Annotated in this window: 18 protein-coding genes; 17 read left to right on the top strand and 1 reads right to left on the bottom strand. The window is 56.7% G+C overall.

Going from position 1 to position 17,174, the window contains the following annotated elements:
• Positions 1-4: 4 nt before the first annotated feature.
• The 16 genes from BN3795_RS02925 to BN3795_RS02850 all read left to right on the top strand — a co-directional run bounded on the left by BN3795_RS02925 (position 5) and on the right by BN3795_RS02850 (position 14,643).
• A complete protein-coding gene (locus BN3795_RS02925) occupies positions 5-361 on the top strand; it encodes a restriction endonuclease subunit S (RefSeq protein WP_068783253.1) in 357 nt (118 codons plus the stop codon).
• On the top strand, positions 358-702 hold the full coding sequence (locus BN3795_RS02920; RefSeq protein ID WP_068783252.1) for a hypothetical protein: 345 nt from the start codon (positions 358-360) through the stop codon (positions 700-702). The genes BN3795_RS02925 and BN3795_RS02920 overlap by 4 nt, the downstream gene beginning before the upstream one ends.
• On the top strand, positions 666-1,064 hold the full coding sequence (locus BN3795_RS02915; RefSeq protein ID WP_068783251.1) for a hypothetical protein: 399 nt from the start codon (positions 666-668) through the stop codon (positions 1,062-1,064). The genes BN3795_RS02920 and BN3795_RS02915 overlap by 37 nt, the downstream gene beginning before the upstream one ends.
• Before the next feature lie 185 nt (positions 1,065-1,249).
• Positions 1,250-2,335, top strand: a complete 1,086-nt coding sequence (locus BN3795_RS02910) for a CgeB family protein (RefSeq protein WP_068783250.1) — start codon at positions 1,250-1,252, stop codon at positions 2,333-2,335.
• A gap of 34 nt (positions 2,336-2,369) precedes the next feature.
• Positions 2,370-3,494 (top strand): CgeB family protein, encoded by a 1,125-nt coding sequence (locus BN3795_RS02905; RefSeq protein ID WP_068783249.1) that lies wholly within the window; start codon positions 2,370-2,372, stop codon positions 3,492-3,494.
• A 63-nt stretch (positions 3,495-3,557) separates the two neighbouring features.
• Complete coding sequence (locus BN3795_RS02900; RefSeq protein WP_232729837.1) at positions 3,558-5,066, top strand: glycosyltransferase family 4 protein; 1,509 nt, start codon at positions 3,558-3,560, stop codon at positions 5,064-5,066.
• Positions 5,067-5,070: 4 nt separating this feature from the next.
• Positions 5,071-6,162, top strand: coding sequence for a non-hydrolyzing UDP-N-acetylglucosamine 2-epimerase (gene wecB, locus BN3795_RS02895; RefSeq protein WP_068783247.1), 1,092 nt, complete (start codon positions 5,071-5,073; stop codon positions 6,160-6,162).
• Positions 6,155-7,141 (top strand): polysaccharide biosynthesis protein, encoded by a 987-nt coding sequence (locus BN3795_RS02890; protein WP_068783246.1) that lies wholly within the window; start codon positions 6,155-6,157, stop codon positions 7,139-7,141. Before wecB ends, BN3795_RS02890 begins: the two co-directional genes overlap by 8 nt.
• A complete protein-coding gene (locus tag BN3795_RS02885; protein WP_068783245.1) occupies positions 7,138-7,968 on the top strand; it encodes an SDR family oxidoreductase in 831 nt (276 codons plus the stop codon). Before BN3795_RS02890 ends, BN3795_RS02885 begins: the two co-directional genes overlap by 4 nt.
• Complete coding sequence (locus BN3795_RS02880; RefSeq protein WP_068783244.1) at positions 7,961-8,893, top strand: NAD-dependent epimerase/dehydratase family protein; 933 nt, start codon at positions 7,961-7,963, stop codon at positions 8,891-8,893. Before BN3795_RS02885 ends, BN3795_RS02880 begins: the two co-directional genes overlap by 8 nt.
• Positions 8,890-9,600, top strand: a complete 711-nt coding sequence (locus BN3795_RS02875; RefSeq protein ID WP_068783243.1) for a glycosyltransferase family 2 protein — start codon at positions 8,890-8,892, stop codon at positions 9,598-9,600. The genes BN3795_RS02880 and BN3795_RS02875 overlap by 4 nt, the downstream gene beginning before the upstream one ends.
• Before the next feature lie 121 nt (positions 9,601-9,721).
• Positions 9,722-10,129, top strand: coding sequence for a hypothetical protein (locus BN3795_RS02870; RefSeq protein WP_068783242.1), 408 nt, complete (start codon positions 9,722-9,724; stop codon positions 10,127-10,129).
• 89 nt (positions 10,130-10,218) lie between these two features.
• Complete coding sequence (locus BN3795_RS02865; RefSeq protein WP_068783241.1) at positions 10,219-11,148, top strand: glycosyltransferase family protein; 930 nt, start codon at positions 10,219-10,221, stop codon at positions 11,146-11,148.
• A gap of 67 nt (positions 11,149-11,215) precedes the next feature.
• Positions 11,216-12,523: a nucleotide sugar dehydrogenase gene (locus tag BN3795_RS02860; RefSeq protein WP_068783240.1), complete on the top strand. Its 1,308-nt coding sequence runs from the start codon at positions 11,216-11,218 to the stop codon at positions 12,521-12,523.
• Between the two features lie 45 nt (positions 12,524-12,568).
• Positions 12,569-13,555, top strand: coding sequence for a polysaccharide biosynthesis protein (locus BN3795_RS02855; RefSeq protein ID WP_068783239.1), 987 nt, complete (start codon positions 12,569-12,571; stop codon positions 13,553-13,555).
• Positions 13,556-13,572: 17 nt separating this feature from the next.
• The gene (locus tag BN3795_RS02850; RefSeq protein ID WP_232729836.1) at positions 13,573-14,643 is read left to right on the top strand and encodes a glycosyltransferase; all 1,071 of its coding nucleotides are present in this window, start codon (positions 13,573-13,575) and stop codon (positions 14,641-14,643) included.
• A 71-nt stretch (positions 14,644-14,714) separates the two neighbouring features.
• On the opposite strand, the gene BN3795_RS02845 is transcribed toward BN3795_RS02850, so the two are convergent.
• Positions 14,715-15,788, bottom strand: a complete 1,074-nt coding sequence (locus BN3795_RS02845; RefSeq protein WP_068783237.1) for a glycosyltransferase family 4 protein — start codon at positions 15,786-15,788, stop codon at positions 14,715-14,717.
• Between the two features lie 212 nt (positions 15,789-16,000).
• Between BN3795_RS02845 and BN3795_RS02840 the strand changes: the two genes are divergently transcribed.
• Positions 16,001-17,086 (top strand): YhcN/YlaJ family sporulation lipoprotein, encoded by a 1,086-nt coding sequence (locus tag BN3795_RS02840; RefSeq protein ID WP_068783236.1) that lies wholly within the window; start codon positions 16,001-16,003, stop codon positions 17,084-17,086.
• Positions 17,087-17,174: the final 88 nt, after the last annotated feature.

Genomic DNA, 17,174 nt, shown 5'->3' with positions numbered 1-17,174 from the left:
TGTCATGAGCAGGGAACAGGCCTACCTGAACATCCTGGATGCAGCCGCCAAAATGCAGTGGAATGTTGCGATGATTTTAGAAGCCAAGGCGGTTGAATCCGAGAAGGTGCGCAATTGGATTTTGAATCATGTGCTGGAGAGCAGTTTCGAAGATCACGAGAAGCAGTTGGGAGATCCGCTGGACGTTCACGACCAGCTCGTAGAGGTCATCGAGGGCTTGACCAAGCTGCAAAACGGATTGTGCAGCAACTTAAAAACGATTCTGCCGTCCGAGGAAGAAGGCGGCGGAGACGGCGGCCTGGATGGCAGCTTTAGCGGTATGTTCGGCGGTGATTTTGATCTGGAGGATTCAAGCAAATGACAATCTTACCTCTTCAGGCCGGAGAAGAGGCCAAACTTCGGTTGATCGACGCGATCAGCCAGAGTCAGCTGGCGATGGCGCGGATTCTCGGCAGCCTTGCCGATGTGACGGAATTGTCCCCCGACGCCGCCAGGCATATTGCCGGCAATATCGATAGATTAACGAAATATCAGGAGGCGATGGCCCGCACGGTTTGCGGGTTAACTTTTCATCGCGTCAAAAATGGAACTCCTTCGTCGCCGTGGATCATCGAAGCTTGTTATGCCGCATACGACGCTACCCGAGGAGAACAGGAGGAAGAAGTATGCCAAAAACCAAACTTCGGCGCACCCGCCGTGTGAAGCCGCGCGCGCTGAGAAAAATTCGGCCCCGCAGGAAACGGAAGTTATCCCTGCGCCGGGGAAGCAAGTTGACCTATGCCCGCCGGAAGCGGCGCAAGGCGCAGCATAAGCTGCGTTCACGCCGCGGCAGAAGAAACATCAGACGCAAGCGCGCTGCTCTGCCCATCCCCGCCGCAGCGATTCCCGAGCCGGTCCCGGAACCGGTTGGCGCCCCGGAACCCGTCGCCGCTGCGCCGGCTACGCCCGAAGATGCGGCGGTATACGACCAGGAGTATAACGCGGCGTATCAGGAGGGATTTAACAACGGGTTTGCTCAGGGGTATGAAGACGGACATAAAATAGCCTATAAAAATCAAATCTAGCATAAAACCGCTGCCGGATCACCGGCAGCGGTTTTTTTTGTATGAGGTTCGGCGGCGGACGGCGGCATTCGCCAATTTCTCAGGCGGGCGGGTAGTCGTCCATGATGCACGTGTCCCCTCAGCATATATTTATTAAGACCCAGGAAACGCAAGATTAGAATTCCACGAAGATAGGATGAAGAACCTTGGAGAACGACAAGGAAAACCGGTACGGCGAGGCTTATCAGGCCGGATATCAAGAGGGGATCCGGTATGGCGGATGCCAGGCCGTACTCGAACGAATTCCGCCGGTTACCCGGCCGAAGGTCGATCTGCGGGTGTTGTATGTGCCCCAGGGGTTCGATGCGATCGATGAAGGGGTTAAGGCGGCGCTGACGGAGCTGACGCGCGAGTGTGCCGTTGCTTCTCCGGAAATGATGCTGCGAGAGACCGAGCGCCTTCGTCCGGATCTGGTGCTGGTCATGAACTCGCTGCACATCTTCCCGCCTAATCATGCCGCTCAAATGGAACAGATTCGGAGAATGGGCATTCGGACGGCCGTCTGGTTCGTTGATGACCCTTATTTCACCGACGATTCGATCGCGCTGGCTTTAAGCTACGACGTGGTGTTCACGCACGAAATCGAATGTGTTCCGCTCTATCGGTCCCTCGGCGTTCGCAGCGTTCACCATCTTCCGCTTGCCGCCAATCCGCACCAATTCCGGCCCGTTCCGGTACAACCGGAATATCGTTATGACGTGTGTTTCATCGGTAACGCTTTTTGGAACCGGGTCGCTTTGTTCGACCGCTTAAGTTCGTTCCTGCAGGATAAGCGGGTGCTGATTGCCGGGTATCATTGGGACCGGTTGCCCCGTTACGAACAGTTGTCGCGGTTCATCCGCCCCGGTTGGGTTCCCGTCGAAGAGACGGTTCGTTATTACAACGCCTCCAAAATCGTGCTCAATATCCATCGGCCGACGCAAGCCGGCCAGGATAACCGGAACGGACGCGATACGCCGGGAGGCTCCATCAACCCGCGGACCTATGAAATTGCCGGATGCGGCGCTTTCCAGCTTACGGATATTCGCAGTGATTTGGTCTCCTATTATCAACCCGGCTACGATATCGAGACGTTCCGGGATGAAGTGGAGCTGGAGGCGAAAATTCGCTATTACCTGGAGCATGAGGAGGAACGGCGTTTAATCGCTTGGCGTTCGTTGTGGACGACGACGGCTGCTCACACCTATTTGGATCGGCTGAGCCGCCTGCTGGCTGCCGTCGTCGAAAGCTAGTTCCAAGAACCAACTCAAAAAAAGGAGTGACATTATGTTCACAGAAGAAGCGGCTGACCAAACAATTCCAACCGTTTTAGGCCCGGCTGAAAGCGGAAGAACCAACGGACTCCGTGACGGCTACGCAGAGGGGTACCTGAGGGGGAGAGCCAGCTATATCGTGAGTCGACCGCGGCCGGTATTTCCGGTCCGCAAATTGAAAGTGCTGTACGTCGGTTCAGGGAAAGGATTCCCGTATTCTCCGCTTGACGAAGCGGTAACGTCTACGCTCCGCACCTTAACCACGGAGTTGATCGCCGCCGTACCGGGCGACCCGATTGCGGATTTGGCGGTGCAGCATAAGCCCGACCTGCTGCTCGCACTCGACGGGCTGGAGCTCCCCGTGGAGCATCTAAATGCCGTGCGGGCTATGGGCATTCCGACTGCCGTTTGGTTTACGGATGATCCGTACTACACCGATCTGACGATTCCGCTGAGCTCTAGCTACGATTATGTATTTACGCTCGAACGGAACTGTGTTGATCTCTATCGCGCAGCCGGCTGCAGCCAGGTTCATTATCTGCCGTTTGCCGCGTATCCGGATCATTACCGTCCAACGCTGATTCCCTCTCCGCATCGCCGTAATTTAAGCTTTATCGGCTCGGCTTACTGGAATCGGGTGGCCTATCTTCAACCGGTTCTTCCCGCACTGATGGAACAAGGCTTATTAATCAACGGCATCTGGTGGGATCGGATGCCCGAGTTCCCGACCTATGCGGATCGCATTGATTTGGGCAAGTGGATGGGACCGTTGGAGACCGCAGAAGTATACAGCGGGTCGAAAATCGTTCTGAATCTGCACCGTTCTCCGTTCGAGGAGGACGTCAACAACAATAAAGCCGGCATTCCGGCGGCATCGCCGAATCCCCGGACGTTCGAAATCTCGGCTTGCGCCACGCTTCAATTGGTGGATGCGCGCGACGACTTAACTTCGTTTTACCTGCCCGGGGAAGAAATCGTCACCTTCTCCTCCCCCGAGGAGCTGGTTGATAAAGTGCGTTATTACCTGACCCATGAGGAAGAAAGACGGGAGATCGCCCTGCGTGCACTGGATCGAACCTTGCGGGAGCATACGTATGCCAATCGGTTGGATCAGCTGCTGTCTGTGATTTTCGGGTGATTTCTGCAGATCAGCGGATGGGTCCGAGCGCCCGGGAAGAGCACAAGCAAAGGAGGGGCCGTCGTGTCGGAGAAGAAGAAACTGCTGCTGTTCTCCCATGTGTGCAATTCAAGAAACGTAACCGGTGCTGAGAAGCTACTGCTGTTTAACGCAAGGCGGCTTTCGGCGTATTACGATTGTACCTTGGTGGTTCCACGGCATGGCAGTTTGTCGGTATTGGCCAAACGTTACGGGATCCGAACCCTGCTGTGCGAGAACGGATTGCTCTACAGTATGTGTTCCCCGCATGCCGGCTTGCCCGGCGAGTTCCATGCCGTCGCCTGGGGCGAGCAGGTGCGGCGAACGGTGGAGCTGCTGAATGAGGAACGGCCGGATGCCGTGCTTGTGAATACCAGCGTGAACATCTCGCCGGCGATCGCTGCGAAACAGCTGGGGATCCCCGTCATTTGGCAGATCACGGAGGTGATTGCGACCAACGAGTCGACCCTCGAAGCGGTGAATTTGATCGACAGGTACAGCGATCTGATCATCGGGATTTCCGACTCCGTTCTGCTTCCTTTCCTCCGGACACAGGCGGCCAACAAAACCGCGCTGCTGTATCCTTCCTGGAATCCCGAGGATGTCCACCCCGAGATGTGGCCGGCACAGCGGTGGCATAAACGGGCGCAATGGAAGGTGAAGCCCTCGGAGGTACTGATCGGCTATATCTCCTCTTACCTGATTCCCGAGAAGGGGGCCGATCACTTCATTACAGCGGCGTTGGATCTTGCAGACCGGTTCCCGGAGGCCAAGTTCGTTGTCATTGGCGCGGAGATTCAACCTGAATATTACCGGGACTTAAAGCGAACGGTTCAGGGGTCGCTGCATCAACACCGCTTTATATTCGTCAGCTTTGAAGACCATGTGGAGTCCGCTTTTAGCGCAATGGACATCGTAGTTGTTCCCGGGATCCTGCCGGAGGGATTTGGATTAACCGCGCTGGAGGCAATGGTCTTCGGCAAACCGGTTGTCGCCTATGCTTCGGGCGGGTTGCGTGAAATTTTGGAGGCGGTCGGCAGCGGCGCTTACCTCGTGCCGGTGAGAGAGAACGGCGGAATTGTAGAGAAATGCGCGGAACTGTTGTCCTCGGGAGAACGGGTCCGCAGTCTGGGGGAGAACAATCGAGCCCAGGCAGAGGCCGTGTTTGGCCCGGCTGCTTATGAGCTGCGGCTGCAGGGGTTGGTGCAGCGCATGCAGGGGCTTCAAGGTTATGCGGTGCCTCGTCCCGAGCCGGTTCCGGGAGATCCCGCCCTTGTCGGGGCGGAATCCCGCGGGCTTGAATTCGAGGGGCCCGCGGCTGAGATGCCGCCGGCTGAACCTGCCAATCCCGCCGGGCGCCGCAGCAGGGTCCAACGGGGACGGGTTAAGCGGCTCCGCAGGAGAAGATCCGGCGGAGGAAGAAGCTCGTCCGCCCGACGAAGCGGAACCGGCCGCGTTCGCAAGCTGGCCCGGTACCGGCGCAAACCAGGTCGAAGAGCAGGAAGAACCCGTACGAAACGTGTACGTAAACGCCATAAGTCTGCAAGGAGATGAGACCGTGAAAATCATGACCATTTTGGGAACCCGGCCGGAAATCATCCGGCTCAGCCGGATTATCCCGCTGCTGGACCGGTGGGCTGACAAACATGTGCTGGTGCATACGGGGCAGAACTTTACGGCTAGTCTCAGCGATGTATTTTTCCAAGAGCTTGGCTTGAGACAGCCCGACTACATCTTTCAGGATCATCAAACGACGCTGGGCAGCCAGCTGTCAGCCATGTTTGGCCAGATGGAGCGGATCCTGGAGGCCGAGCGCCCGGACCGTGTGCTGCTGCTGGGCGATACGAACAGTGCGCTGTGCGCTGTTCTGGCCGAGCGGCTTGGGTACCCGGCGATCCATATGGAGGCGGGCAACCGCTGCTACGATCTGGAGGTTCCCGAGGAGAAGAACCGGAAAGTCATCGATGCGGTGTCGACCATCAATATGCCGTACACCCCGCAGAGCAAAGCTCATTTGCTCGCGGAAGGCGTACCGAGCCAGCGCATCGTGCTGACCGGCAATCCGATATATGAAGTGATGAAATATTACGAACCGCAGATCGATGCCAGCGATATTATGGAGCGGCTGGGGCTTCAGGCGGGAGAGTATTATCTGGTTACGGCTCATCGCGCCGAGAACGTCGATCGCCCCGCCTCTTTACACGCCATTATGGAAGGGTTGAACCGGGTGGCGGAGACTTCCTCCAAGCGGTTGATATGCAGTATCCATCCCCGCACGAGATCGCGGATCGAACGTGATCTGAAGCTGGAAATGCATCCATTGGTTGAATTTTATGAACCCTTTGGTTTCTTCGACTTCGTGAAGCTGGAGAAGCATGCCCTCTGTGCGTTGACGGACAGCGGCACCGTACAGGAGGAATGCTGCATCCTGCAGGTGCCGACGGTCACGATTCGCCGTACGACGGAGCGGCCGGAGACGGTCGATTGCGGCAGCAACGTCGTATCCGGCGTAGATGCCCGCAGAATCGCCGAAGCGGCGGAGATGATGGCCTTGATGGAGCGCTCCTGGTCTTGTCCCGAGGGGTATCTGGAGGAGAAGGTCTCGCAAAAAGTGGTCAAATTCGTGCTTGGAGGGAAGCTGAATGTTTAAAGATCAAGTCATTTTGGTCACCGGAGGAACGGGTTCATGGGGATACGAGCTGGTCCGCCAGCTCCTCCCGCTGGAGCCGAAGGAGATCATCGTTTACTCCCGGGGGGAAGCCGCCCAGGTCGCGATGAGCCGCACCTTTAACGACGAGCGTCTGACGTTCCGCATCGGGGATATCCGCGACAAGGAAGCGTTGTCCGCCGCCTGTCGGAATGTGGACATCGTGTACCATCTGGCCGCCTTGAAGCATGTGCCCATCTGCGAGGAACAGCCCGGCGAGGCGCTGAAGACGAATGTGGTCGGTACGCAAAATGTCATCGAAGCCGCCATCGAAAACAAAGTCAAGAAAGTTCTCTATATCTCTACCGACAAAGCCTCCAACCCGTCCAACTTCTACGGTATGACCAAAGCTATTGGCGAGAAACTGGTCGTATACGCCAATCTGCTCCAGGAGGAAACCCGGTTTGTCTGCATCCGGGGCGGGAATGTCCTTGGCACCAACGGCAGCGTGATCCATCTGTTCAAACAGCAAATTCGCGAGAAGAAGGAGGTTCGGATCACCGATTTGAATATGACCCGATTCTTCCTGACGATGCCGGAAGCGATCCAGCTTCTGTTCAAGGCGTCCCGGGAAAGCGTGGGCGGCGAAATCTTCGTCATGCTGATGCCGACCTGCCGGATCGTCGATCTGGCAGGGGTGCTGATCGAGGAATCGGGAGAATCCAACGTATCGATCGTGGAGTCGGGGATTCGGCCCGGGGAACGGATTCACGAGCTGCTGCTCAGCGAATACGAAAGCCGGACGACCGTGGTCTACGACAAGGAGTATCTGGTCATTATGCCTGCGCTGGAAATTGCCGGTTTGAAGGAGCGTTACGGTCATTTGCCGCTCGTCACCTTCGGCGAGCTGAGCTCGGAGCATGAGTTGATGAATAAGGAAGAGATTCGGGCCATGTTGGATAAAGGGGGATTTCTGTCATGAAAATGCTGATCCTCGGAGGCCACGGCATGGCCGGCGATGTCCTGGTGCGGCATTTCCGGGAACACGGAGGGCATCGGGTGTTTTATACGTCGCGCGATTCCGGCGATCCCGATTCGCTGATCTTGGATGCCGGCGATATCGTTGCCGTCGATCAAGCCGTACAGCTCGTTCGTCCGGACGTGATTATCAACGCAGTTGGGGTCCTGAACCAGTTTGCCGACCGCGACAAAATCATGGCCTACCACATCAACGGATTTCTCCCCCACCGGCTGCGGCATTTGGCGGACAAAATGAACGCGCGACTGATTCACATCAGTACGGATTGCGTCTTTCTCGGCGACCGCGGCGGCTACCGGGAGGACGATCAACCCGACGGCGTCACGACCTACGCCTTAACCAAGGCGCTCGGGGAAGTGCGCGACGAAGGGCATCTGACGATCCGCACCTCGATCATCGGGCCGGAAGTTCGCCGTCAGGGCATCGGGTTGTTCCATTGGTTCATGAGCCAAAAAGGTATGGTGTCCGGGTACAGCCGGGTCAAATGGAACGGCGTGACTACGGTGCAACTGGCCAAAACGATCGAATTATTGCTCGATCGTCCGGTGTCCGGATTGATCCATCTGGCGCATCCGGAAGTGGTCAGCAAATACGAGATGCTTCAGCTGTTTCGGGAAATCTGGGGGAGAGACGACATTGAGGTCGAAGAGGACGACGGCCCCGCGCTCGATCGGACCCTGGTGAACACCCGTCCGGAGGCGGCGGTTCCTCTTCCCCCCTTCCGGCAGATGCTGGAGGAAATGGCCGAATGGATGAGACGGCATGGGTGACGGGGCGGCGATCCTTATCACGGGAGCCGGCGGTTTTACCGGCCGCCACGCCAGCCGCCGTTTCGCCGCCAAGGGGTACCGGGTCTTTGCGGTGGTGCGAAGCGAAGCCGGGCTGCCCGCCATCCAAGGAGTCCAGTACATGGTCTGCGATTTGACGGACAAAGCGGCGGTCAGACGGACGATCGACCGGACCCGGCCGCGGTATGTTCTGCACCTCGGCGGCAAAAACTCGGTGCCGGATTCCTGGTCTGCGCCGCTGCTCTATATGGAAAGCAATCTCATGACGACCCTGTACCTGCTGGATGCCCTGCAGTCCTGCGGGTTGGGGGAGACCCGAATTCTCGTCGCCGGCTCCCGGCTTAAGTTCGGACTCGAGCGGCCGCTTCGTCCGACCCACCCTTACGGGCTCAGCAAATCCCTGCAGGAGGCCGCCGCGTTAGCGTGGGGGAAGCTGTTCCGCCTCGGTGTCCTGATCGCCGAACCGGGTAACTTGGTCGGCGCGGGGCCGTCGACGGGGATCTGCGCTTTGCTCGCCCGGCACATCGTTCGCTTGGAACGGGGGGAGGCCTCTCCTCCCTTCCGGTTGAGTTCGGCGGACGCCCGGCGAGATTTCCTTGACGTACGCGATGCGGTGGACGCTTATGAAATCCTGCTGCGCCAAGGGGAGATCGGCGAAGTTTATCCGGTTTGCTCGGGACGGGAGCGGAGCTTGGCCGAGTTGGTTGAGGATTTCGCCCAACTGACGGATGTCGGGGATTTGAACATACAGATCGGCCCTCCGGCTGGGGACGGGGCGGTGCCAAGTGCCGAGCCGCCGATTCCCGAGGCGCTCTGGGCTCTGGGATGGCGCGCGGGCGTGGCCTGGGAACGATCCCTGCAGGAGGTACTGGACTATTTTCGCAAGGAGGGAACCGCATCGTCATGAATCCACGCGTAAGCATCATTATTCCGTTTTACAATTGTCCGTATATCGAACAGGCGGTGCAAAGCGCGCTGAATCAAACGTACCCGCACACGGAGGTCATTGTCGTTGACGACGGCTCGACCGCTCATGCTGAGCGGCTTGCTCCTTATCGCGGGCATATTTATTATCTGGGCAAGGCCAACGGCGGAACGGCCTCCGCGCTAAACCACGGAATCCGTCATTCGTCCGGGGAATACGTCGCCTGGCTCAGCTCGGACGATCTGTTTATGCCCGAGAAAATCGCGCTTCAGTTGAATTTTATGCAGCAGCAAGGCGCGGAGATTTCTCATACCAATTTCCATTATATCGATGAATACGGCCGGGTTACTCAATATAATGCTGGCATGGTACCTCTCGGGATGCGGGAGTTGGCCAATACTTTGTACAGCGGGAATCCGATTAACGGCTGCACCGTGATGATTCGCCGCAGCCTGATCGAGCGCGTCGGTTTGTTTGATGAGGCTCTGCCTTATACTCACGATTACGATTTATGGCACCGGGTGCTGCTGTCCCGCGCCGCATTTCCTTATTTGCACGTGCCGTTGGTTTCCTATCGCCGCCATTCAGGGATGGGGACGCTGCGCCATCAGGCGGCCATTTCGGCGGAAATCGCGTTCATCCAGAACCGCTACCGGGACGCGCTGACTCACCTTATTGCTACTTCCTAACCATCGGGTGGATCTTGCCGATAGGCACTAAAATAAGCGGTTATCTTGAGCAAGTTGTCTATACCAAAACCGCTCTCTGATCATAACCTGTACTAGATTACAAGAAGGTGGTGATTAAGAGATGGGTGTCTTTCTTGATGCCAGAAGCTCCGTAAACTCCAACCAACCCGGTTTCCCGGGAACGCCGCTCACAGATACTCCCGCTTTGTTCGGGATCATCGGCCTGCAGACGCAAAATGTTCCGAATCCGATCGTCATACTGCAAGGGGTCATCGGCATTCTGGGGGATGTTGGCGATACGTATACAGTCGAAATCGTTCGCGGTGCGACGTATGCTCCCGCCAATGTCATCTTTACGCTCGATGGCGTCGTTAGCAACGCCACTTCGACGGAAGTCACGTCTTTCATAGCCGCCGACCTCCTGGCTCCGGCCGCTCCGGAAACCGTATATACGTCCTTTATTTCCGGGGCAACAACGGCAGTCCGCAACGGTCCCGAAGCTTTTACAGGCATTGCCCAACAGGGTTAGGTTAGGCCCAGAGAACCTGCCTCGGGGAGTCCCGGGCAGGTTTTCTGCTAAACGAATCTTTGATCTCCGACAGAAAAGGACTTGAAGGGATGAAGCGGCTTAAAATTTTGTTCGTGACGAAGGATTTCAGTCAATATTTGGAGCGGAATTTCCACTATATGCAATTGGAACTGCGAAAACACGCCGATTTGGCTTTGGATTATAAGGGCGGAGAGGTGCGGGCGATTCTCCGGAGGATTCCCTTTCAGCCCGATTTCGTTCTGTTTAACGACATGTTTCATGCCTCCTATTGCCCTAAAGTTCATGGGCTGGCCCAGTTGAAACTGCCTTGGGGCATGATCATGCATGATCTTCACGCCAAGCCCGAGCAGCGCCGGGAATTTCTGCGCCGGTTTCCGTCCGCGAACATCTTTACGATGTATCGGCAAGCGTTCGGTGAGCGTTATCCCGAGTTCAGGGGCCGCTTGTTCTGGCTCCCCCATTTCGTGGAACCCAGTGTGTTCAGGGATTATCGGCGCCGGAAAAATATCGATGTTCTGCTCATGGGCGCATCCAATCCGAAGGTATACCCGCTTCGCCATAAGATGAAGACGGCTTTGTCCGGGTATCCCGGCTTCGTATGCCATAGCCACCCCGGCTATGCGAATTTCGGCTCCGAGGCCCAGGCGCCTGTGGCGCGCGGGTTTGCCCTTGAAGTGAACCGGGCCAAGATTTTCTTGACCTGCGACTCGATATACCGCTATCCGCTGCGCAAATATTTTGAGGTGCCCGCCTGCAACACGCTGCTGCTCGCTCCCGACAACACCGATCTGCGGGAGCTTGGCTTCAGATCCGGCGTGCATTTTGCAGCCGTCACGGAGCGGGATTTTCTGGCCAAACTCCATTTCTATCTGCATCCGAACAACGAATCGCTGCGGGCCAAGATCAGCCGGCAAGGCTATGAGTTCGTCCGAGAGAAACATTCGACCTCCATCCGCACCCTGCAGCTACTCCAAATGATAGATTCGATCGTTGGTTGATTCCGTTACGGAAGAACAGCGATTGGATCGTCCATCGTCAAAAATCAAGCGAAAGGGGAGATGGATTTTGTCACGTATCATCGCCATCGTTGGTATGGGCTATGTCGGTCTGCCTTTGGCCGAAACTTACCTGGACCAAGGCTTTCGCGTCATCGGCCTCGACAAGGACGAGAATAAGTTGCGGCTTCTGCGAATGGGGCGCAGTTATATCGCGGACGTTCCGGAAGCGAAGATCCAACGTTATGTCGAAGCGCAGCAATTGACGGTAACTTCAGACTTCGGGGAGCTCGCGGGCGCCGAAGCGATCATTATATGCGTTCCGACCCCTTTGACGGACCAGCATGTACCGGACATGACTTACCTCATCGATGCTGCCGAAAGCATCGGGGAACATCTTCGGCCCGGGCAGTTGGTCGCATTGGAAAGCTCTACTTACCCCGGGACAACCCGGGAAGTTATTTTACCTCTCCTGCAAAAAAACGGGCTAAACCCGGGAACGGATTTCTTTGTCGGGTTTTCCCCGGAACGGGTGAATCCCGGAAGCCGCCGCTATCCGTTGCGGGACATCCCCAAGGTCGTCAGCGGGATAACCCCCGCTTGCACCGACCGGACGGAGGAACTGTATCGCGCGGCATTCCGAACTGTCGTCCGGGTGTCTTCGACGGAAACGGCGGAAATGGCCAAATTGCTGGAAAACACGTTCCGCTTCGTCAATATCTCGTTCATCAATGAGTTTGCCTTGCTCTGCGATCGCTTGGGGATCAATGTCTGGGAAGTGGTGGAGGCGGCCTCGTCGAAGCCGTTTGGCTTCAAAGCGTTCTACCCCGGCCCCGGCGTCGGGGGACACTGTATCCCGGTTGATCCGATCTATCTGCAATGGAAAGCGCAACAGGTGGGGGCGGCCAGCTCGTTTATCGAGATCAGCTCGCGGATTAACCGCGAGATGCCGGCCTACATCGTTTCCCGGCTGCAGGAGGAATTGAACGTCCCCTCTCTTGAAGGCCAGCGAATTCTGATTCTTGGCATTACGTTCAAGGAGAATGTTGCCGATATCCGCGAATCGAGCGTCATCGAATTGATCCGGCTGTTGATGGCCGAAGGCGCGGCGGTCGATTATCACGACCCGCTGATTCCGGAGGCGGAGATCGGAGGCGTCAAGCTGCGTTCGGTGGAGTTGACAGAGGAGCGATTGGCCTCTTCGGATGGCGTGGTGCTGGCGGTTCATCACAGCGGGTTGCCGCTGGAGGACGTCTTGGAGCACGCGCCGTTCGTGTTCGATACGCGAAATGCCGCCGCCGGGATTCAGGGCAAAGCGCGGATCGTTGCGCTAGGCGGCGGGAAATCGGGATCCGCAGGGCGAACAGCCGGCTCCTGACCGGAAATTCACGATGAATATAGTCACGAAAGGAAGGTTGAATTGATGTTCAAAGACAAGACGATTTTAATTACCGGGGGAACGGGGTCCTGGGGGAAAATGCTGACAAGAAGGCTGCTGCAGGAGGGGCCGCGGGAACTCCGGATTTTCTCGAGAAACGAATATGCGCAGGTTATGATGCAGCGGGAATTTGCCGGGCATGCCTCCTTGCGGTACCTGATCGGCGATGTTCGTGACTACGCAGCGGTAGAAGCGGCCTGCAAGGGAGTCGACTATGTCTTTCATCTGGCGGCGTTAAAGCATGTCCCGGTTTGCGAGTTTCAGCCGGAAGAAGCGCTCAAGACCAACGTGCTCGGAACGGAAAACATCATCCGGGCCAGCATCGCGCATCAGGTCATTAAAGTGATCGATGTCTCCACCGACAAAGCGGTAGATCCGACGAATACGTACGGCATGACCAAAGCGATCGGGGAAAAACTGATGATCCGCGCGAATGATTTAAGCGAGCATACTCGGTTTACCTGTATTCGCGGAGGCAACGTGCTTGGAACCAACGGCAGCGTCGTCCCGCTGTTTATCAACCAGCTGCGCGAGGGAAAAGCATTAACGCTTACGGTTCGGGAGATGACCCGGTTCTTCCTGACCTTGTCGCAGGCGATCGACCTGCTGCTCAAGGCGGCCACGACGGCGATCGGAGGCGAAACGTTCGTCATGAAAATGAAAGCCTGCCGAATCGTCGACATTGCCGAGGTGCTGTCGGAGCACTACCTTGGACGCCAGCTTCCCGTTCAGGAGATCGGCATCCGCCCCGGGGAGAAGCTGCATGAGGTGCTGGTCTCCCGTTACGAAGCTCCTAGTACGCTGAAATATAGCGACCAATATTTTGTCATCCTTCCTCCCGGCTCCAAGGAGCTTGACGCCCATTATTCCAGTCTGCCGCGCACGCTGTTCTCCGAATATCATTCCAATGCGTCTTTGCTCAATAAAACGGAGGTTGCCGAGCTGCTGAAGGAGGGAGGATTCTTAAACTGATTACCGTCAGCTTATGTATGATCGTCAAGAATGAAGAGGATACTCTTCCCGTATGCTTCCAATCGGTCGCGGATTTGGTGGATGAAATCGTTGTCGTCGATACCGGATCCACCGACCGGACCCCAGAGATCGCGGCGGCTTACGGGGCCAAAGTCTATGATTTTGCCTGGCGCGACGACTTTGCGGCCGCGCGAAATTACGCCTTTTCCTTAGCGACCTGTGAATATATTCTCTGGTTGGATGCCGACGATATTTTCACCGAGCCGAATCGCGCCAAGTTCCTTCAATTGAAGAAAGAATTAACTTCGGATGTCGATGCGGTACTGATGAATTATGTGCTTCGCGAGCAGGAGCAAACCGGAGCCCCCTTGGCCTTCACCCGGAGAAATCGTTTGGTCAAGCGAAGCCGAAACTATCGCTGGATCGGGATCGTGCACGAATATCTGGATGTCGCGGAGGGAAGACAGCTGCTGTCGGATATCGCCGTTACCCATCGCGGAGCCGGAGACCATTCCGGGCGGAATTTGAAGATCATCGAAAATTATTTGGCTGCCGGCGGTGTGCTGGAAGGGCGCCTGCGTTATCATTTGGCGTGCGAGTTGGCCGATTCCGGGCGGTTTGAAGAGGCGGCGGCGCATTTTACAGAATTTCTCCGCGATTCAAGGGCGAACCGGGATGACCTGGTACTCACCTGCACCCGGCTAGCCGATTGCTATGAGAAGTTGGGGCGCGAACCGGAGAAGCTGGAAGCTCTGCTGCAATCGCTCCGGTTCGATATCCCGCAGCCGGAAATCTGCTGTGCCATCGGAAAATGCATGGAAGACCGGCAGGAGTGGGCCATCGCCGCCTATTGGTATGTTCAGGCTCTGCAGAACGCAAATGGCGGCAGCTGGACGGCGATCGTTCACGCCGCGTCCCGGACCTGGCTGCCGCATAGCCGGCTTTGCCTGTGTTATGCCCGGCTTGGCCATTTGCCCAAAGCTTACGAGCATAATCGGGAGGCGCTTCGCTATTTGCCGGACGACCCCGGGCTTCTCGAAAACGAGAAAAAACTGAAGTTAGCTTTGGGGACGGCGTTTCCCCAATAGTATATGTATTTTTACAAAAAAATTGCCGAGCAAAAGAACCTCCGATCACCGGAGGTTCTTTTTTGACATCTTCATCCGTTTACCCCTAATTGCTGCAGCATTTGGCGGAACGAATCGGCATATTGCTGCGGCGACAACCACTGGTGAATATGCTTCTGCCCCAAGCTTCGGATCTTCTCCCGCTGCGCGTGATGATCCATCAGCTCCAGCGCCCCGGCAACCGCTTGGCCGACCTGAGGATAAGGGAAGAACTTGCCCGTTTCATTATGTTTGATAAACAAACGGACCCCTTCCGAATCGGTGGTGAGGACGGGACAGCGGCAAGCCAACGCCTCGGCGACGGCATAACCGAAGCCCTCCAGGATGGAAGTGGAGATCAGCAACCCTCCGGAATCGCCGACTCGCGACAAATAATAGGGCATCTCCCGGTTTGGCGTATTGGGGTACAGCTTCAGGCTGGATTGAAGCCCCAAACGGCTGACGTTTTGCCAAAACGCATTTTTGATTTCCTCGGATGGAAGCTGATAATCGAGAAACATCCATATCTCCGTCCGCGGACGCTGGCGGTGCAGTGCGGCGGCGATTTCCAGGAACAGTTCCCAGTTCTTGTTGGGCTCCAGCCGTCCGACCCAAGCGATAACCGGGACCGGGTTCTTCGGTTGAACCTTATAGTGGAAGTGCTGCGTGTCCAGCGGATTCGGAAATACGAACCGGGGCAGTGTCGGATAGCATGCAGCCGCCAGTTCCATTAAATGCGGCGTCGGCGGCATCAAGGAAGCTTGGCAATTGCGGAGGACTTCCTCCGTTCCTTCCCGCAGCGTTTGTTCCGCTTGTTCCCGCGTACCCAACCCCTGAATTTCAAATATGATCGGCTTCTGAAATCCGAGCCGGCGCAGTCTCCCCGGTATCCAGTAGTCCGAGGTAGCTACAACCGCATCGTATTGCGGCAGTCGATGAACCAATTCGGCATCCCCGGGCCCCACCATAACGGGAATGTTCGCCAACTGTGTGTTGATTAATCCGGAACCGGGGCGCAAATACATAATATGACCCTCGATATTCCGGGTTTTTAGCGCAGCGCAGCGCAAGCGGTTTAAGGTCTCCACCCCTCCGCTCGGAACATAGAACGTGAACAGCACTTTCATGGGCTAGCACCCCTTGAAGTTATTGAGCGTCTTACGATTAGTTTACGCGTGACGGGAATGGGAGGTGTGGGTGGATTGGCCGGGATTCGGACCACGGTCATTCAGGCGGGAGGTGGGTCGCGCGGTTATGTTTACCTGTATGACGATGACGGGATTTAGCGCATGATAAGTCCTGTTTCATACATTAATTATTACGGATGGAGGATGACTACATGCGAGGAGCGAAAGTCGTTAACCTATCGTTGTCCGCAGCGTTGCTTGCCGGGGTTGCATTGGTGGCGGGTTGTGGTGACGGTACCCACAACAATAATGTGCGTACGCAGAGCCTGCGGGGCAATCACCGCAACTATGATGTCAATTCCCTGAATCAGGGCAACCGTCTGTTCACCCGCAGTGCCGGCAACGGGCAGGACGAGCGGATCCGTTCCCTGCGTTACAGCCCCGCGCTGAGCAATAAGGTTGCACAACTTCGCGACGTCCAGACAGCCCATGTCGTTGTTACCGACCGTGATGCTTACGTTGGTGTCACGCTCCACGGCAATAATACTGCAGGCCGCACTACCGCATACGGCATGCAGCGCCCGAACGGCATCGGTCTCGGGACAACCAATGTTGGCGGGCCATACGGCGCGGATTATGGCACTCGAGGGGCCGGGGACAACGGATTCGCTCGCGGTACCGGCCGCACGGGCGGTCTGTTTGATCTCGGGCGCGGCGGTTTGTTCGGGGCGGACAATAACGTAAACCGCAGCGGTAACGGTTCGATGCTGGGCACCGGGACAACCGGCAATCGCTTCGGGTCGATGAATCCCGGCGGCAACATGGGCATGTCCAGTGTAAACCGCGGTGCGGGTACAGGGACTTCGGCTTATGGAACCGGTACGAATAACGGAATGATGAACAATACCCCTTCAGGCTTCACCACCGGGAATGGCGCTTTGGGGGCCGGTACCGATAACGTCTCCCAAGATGTCAAAAACCGGATCGAAGCCGCGGTTAAGCAAGCGGCACCTCATATTCGCAATGTCTATGTGTCCGGCGACTCCGACTTTGTCTCCCGCATCGGTGATTATGGCACGCAATCCCGCGGCGGCGGAACGCTGAACAATTACATCAGCGATTTCGAAACGATGATTAATCGAGTGTTTCCAGGTCGTACCGGAACGATGACCGGTCCTAACGGTTATGCGCCGACAGGTCCAAATGCCGGCATGGGCAACGGGATGGATAACATGGGCACAACCGGCACCGGCGCACGCGGTACGAATGCCGGATTCACCGGAGGAACTACCCGCTAAGCTGCAGCTCAAAGCGAGGATACCCAATAAGCGCGAGAAGCGGGATGTAGATCCATCCCTGCCGCTCGCGCTTTATTTTGTGACTGGC

It is taken from the genome of Paenibacillus phocaeensis (assembly GCF_900021165.1).
GTDB classification, from domain to species: Bacteria; Bacillota; Bacilli; order Paenibacillales; family Paenibacillaceae; genus Fontibacillus; species Fontibacillus phocaensis.
Note: the sequence above shows the minus strand (reverse complement) of the source record. Positions and strands in the feature narration are given on the sequence as shown.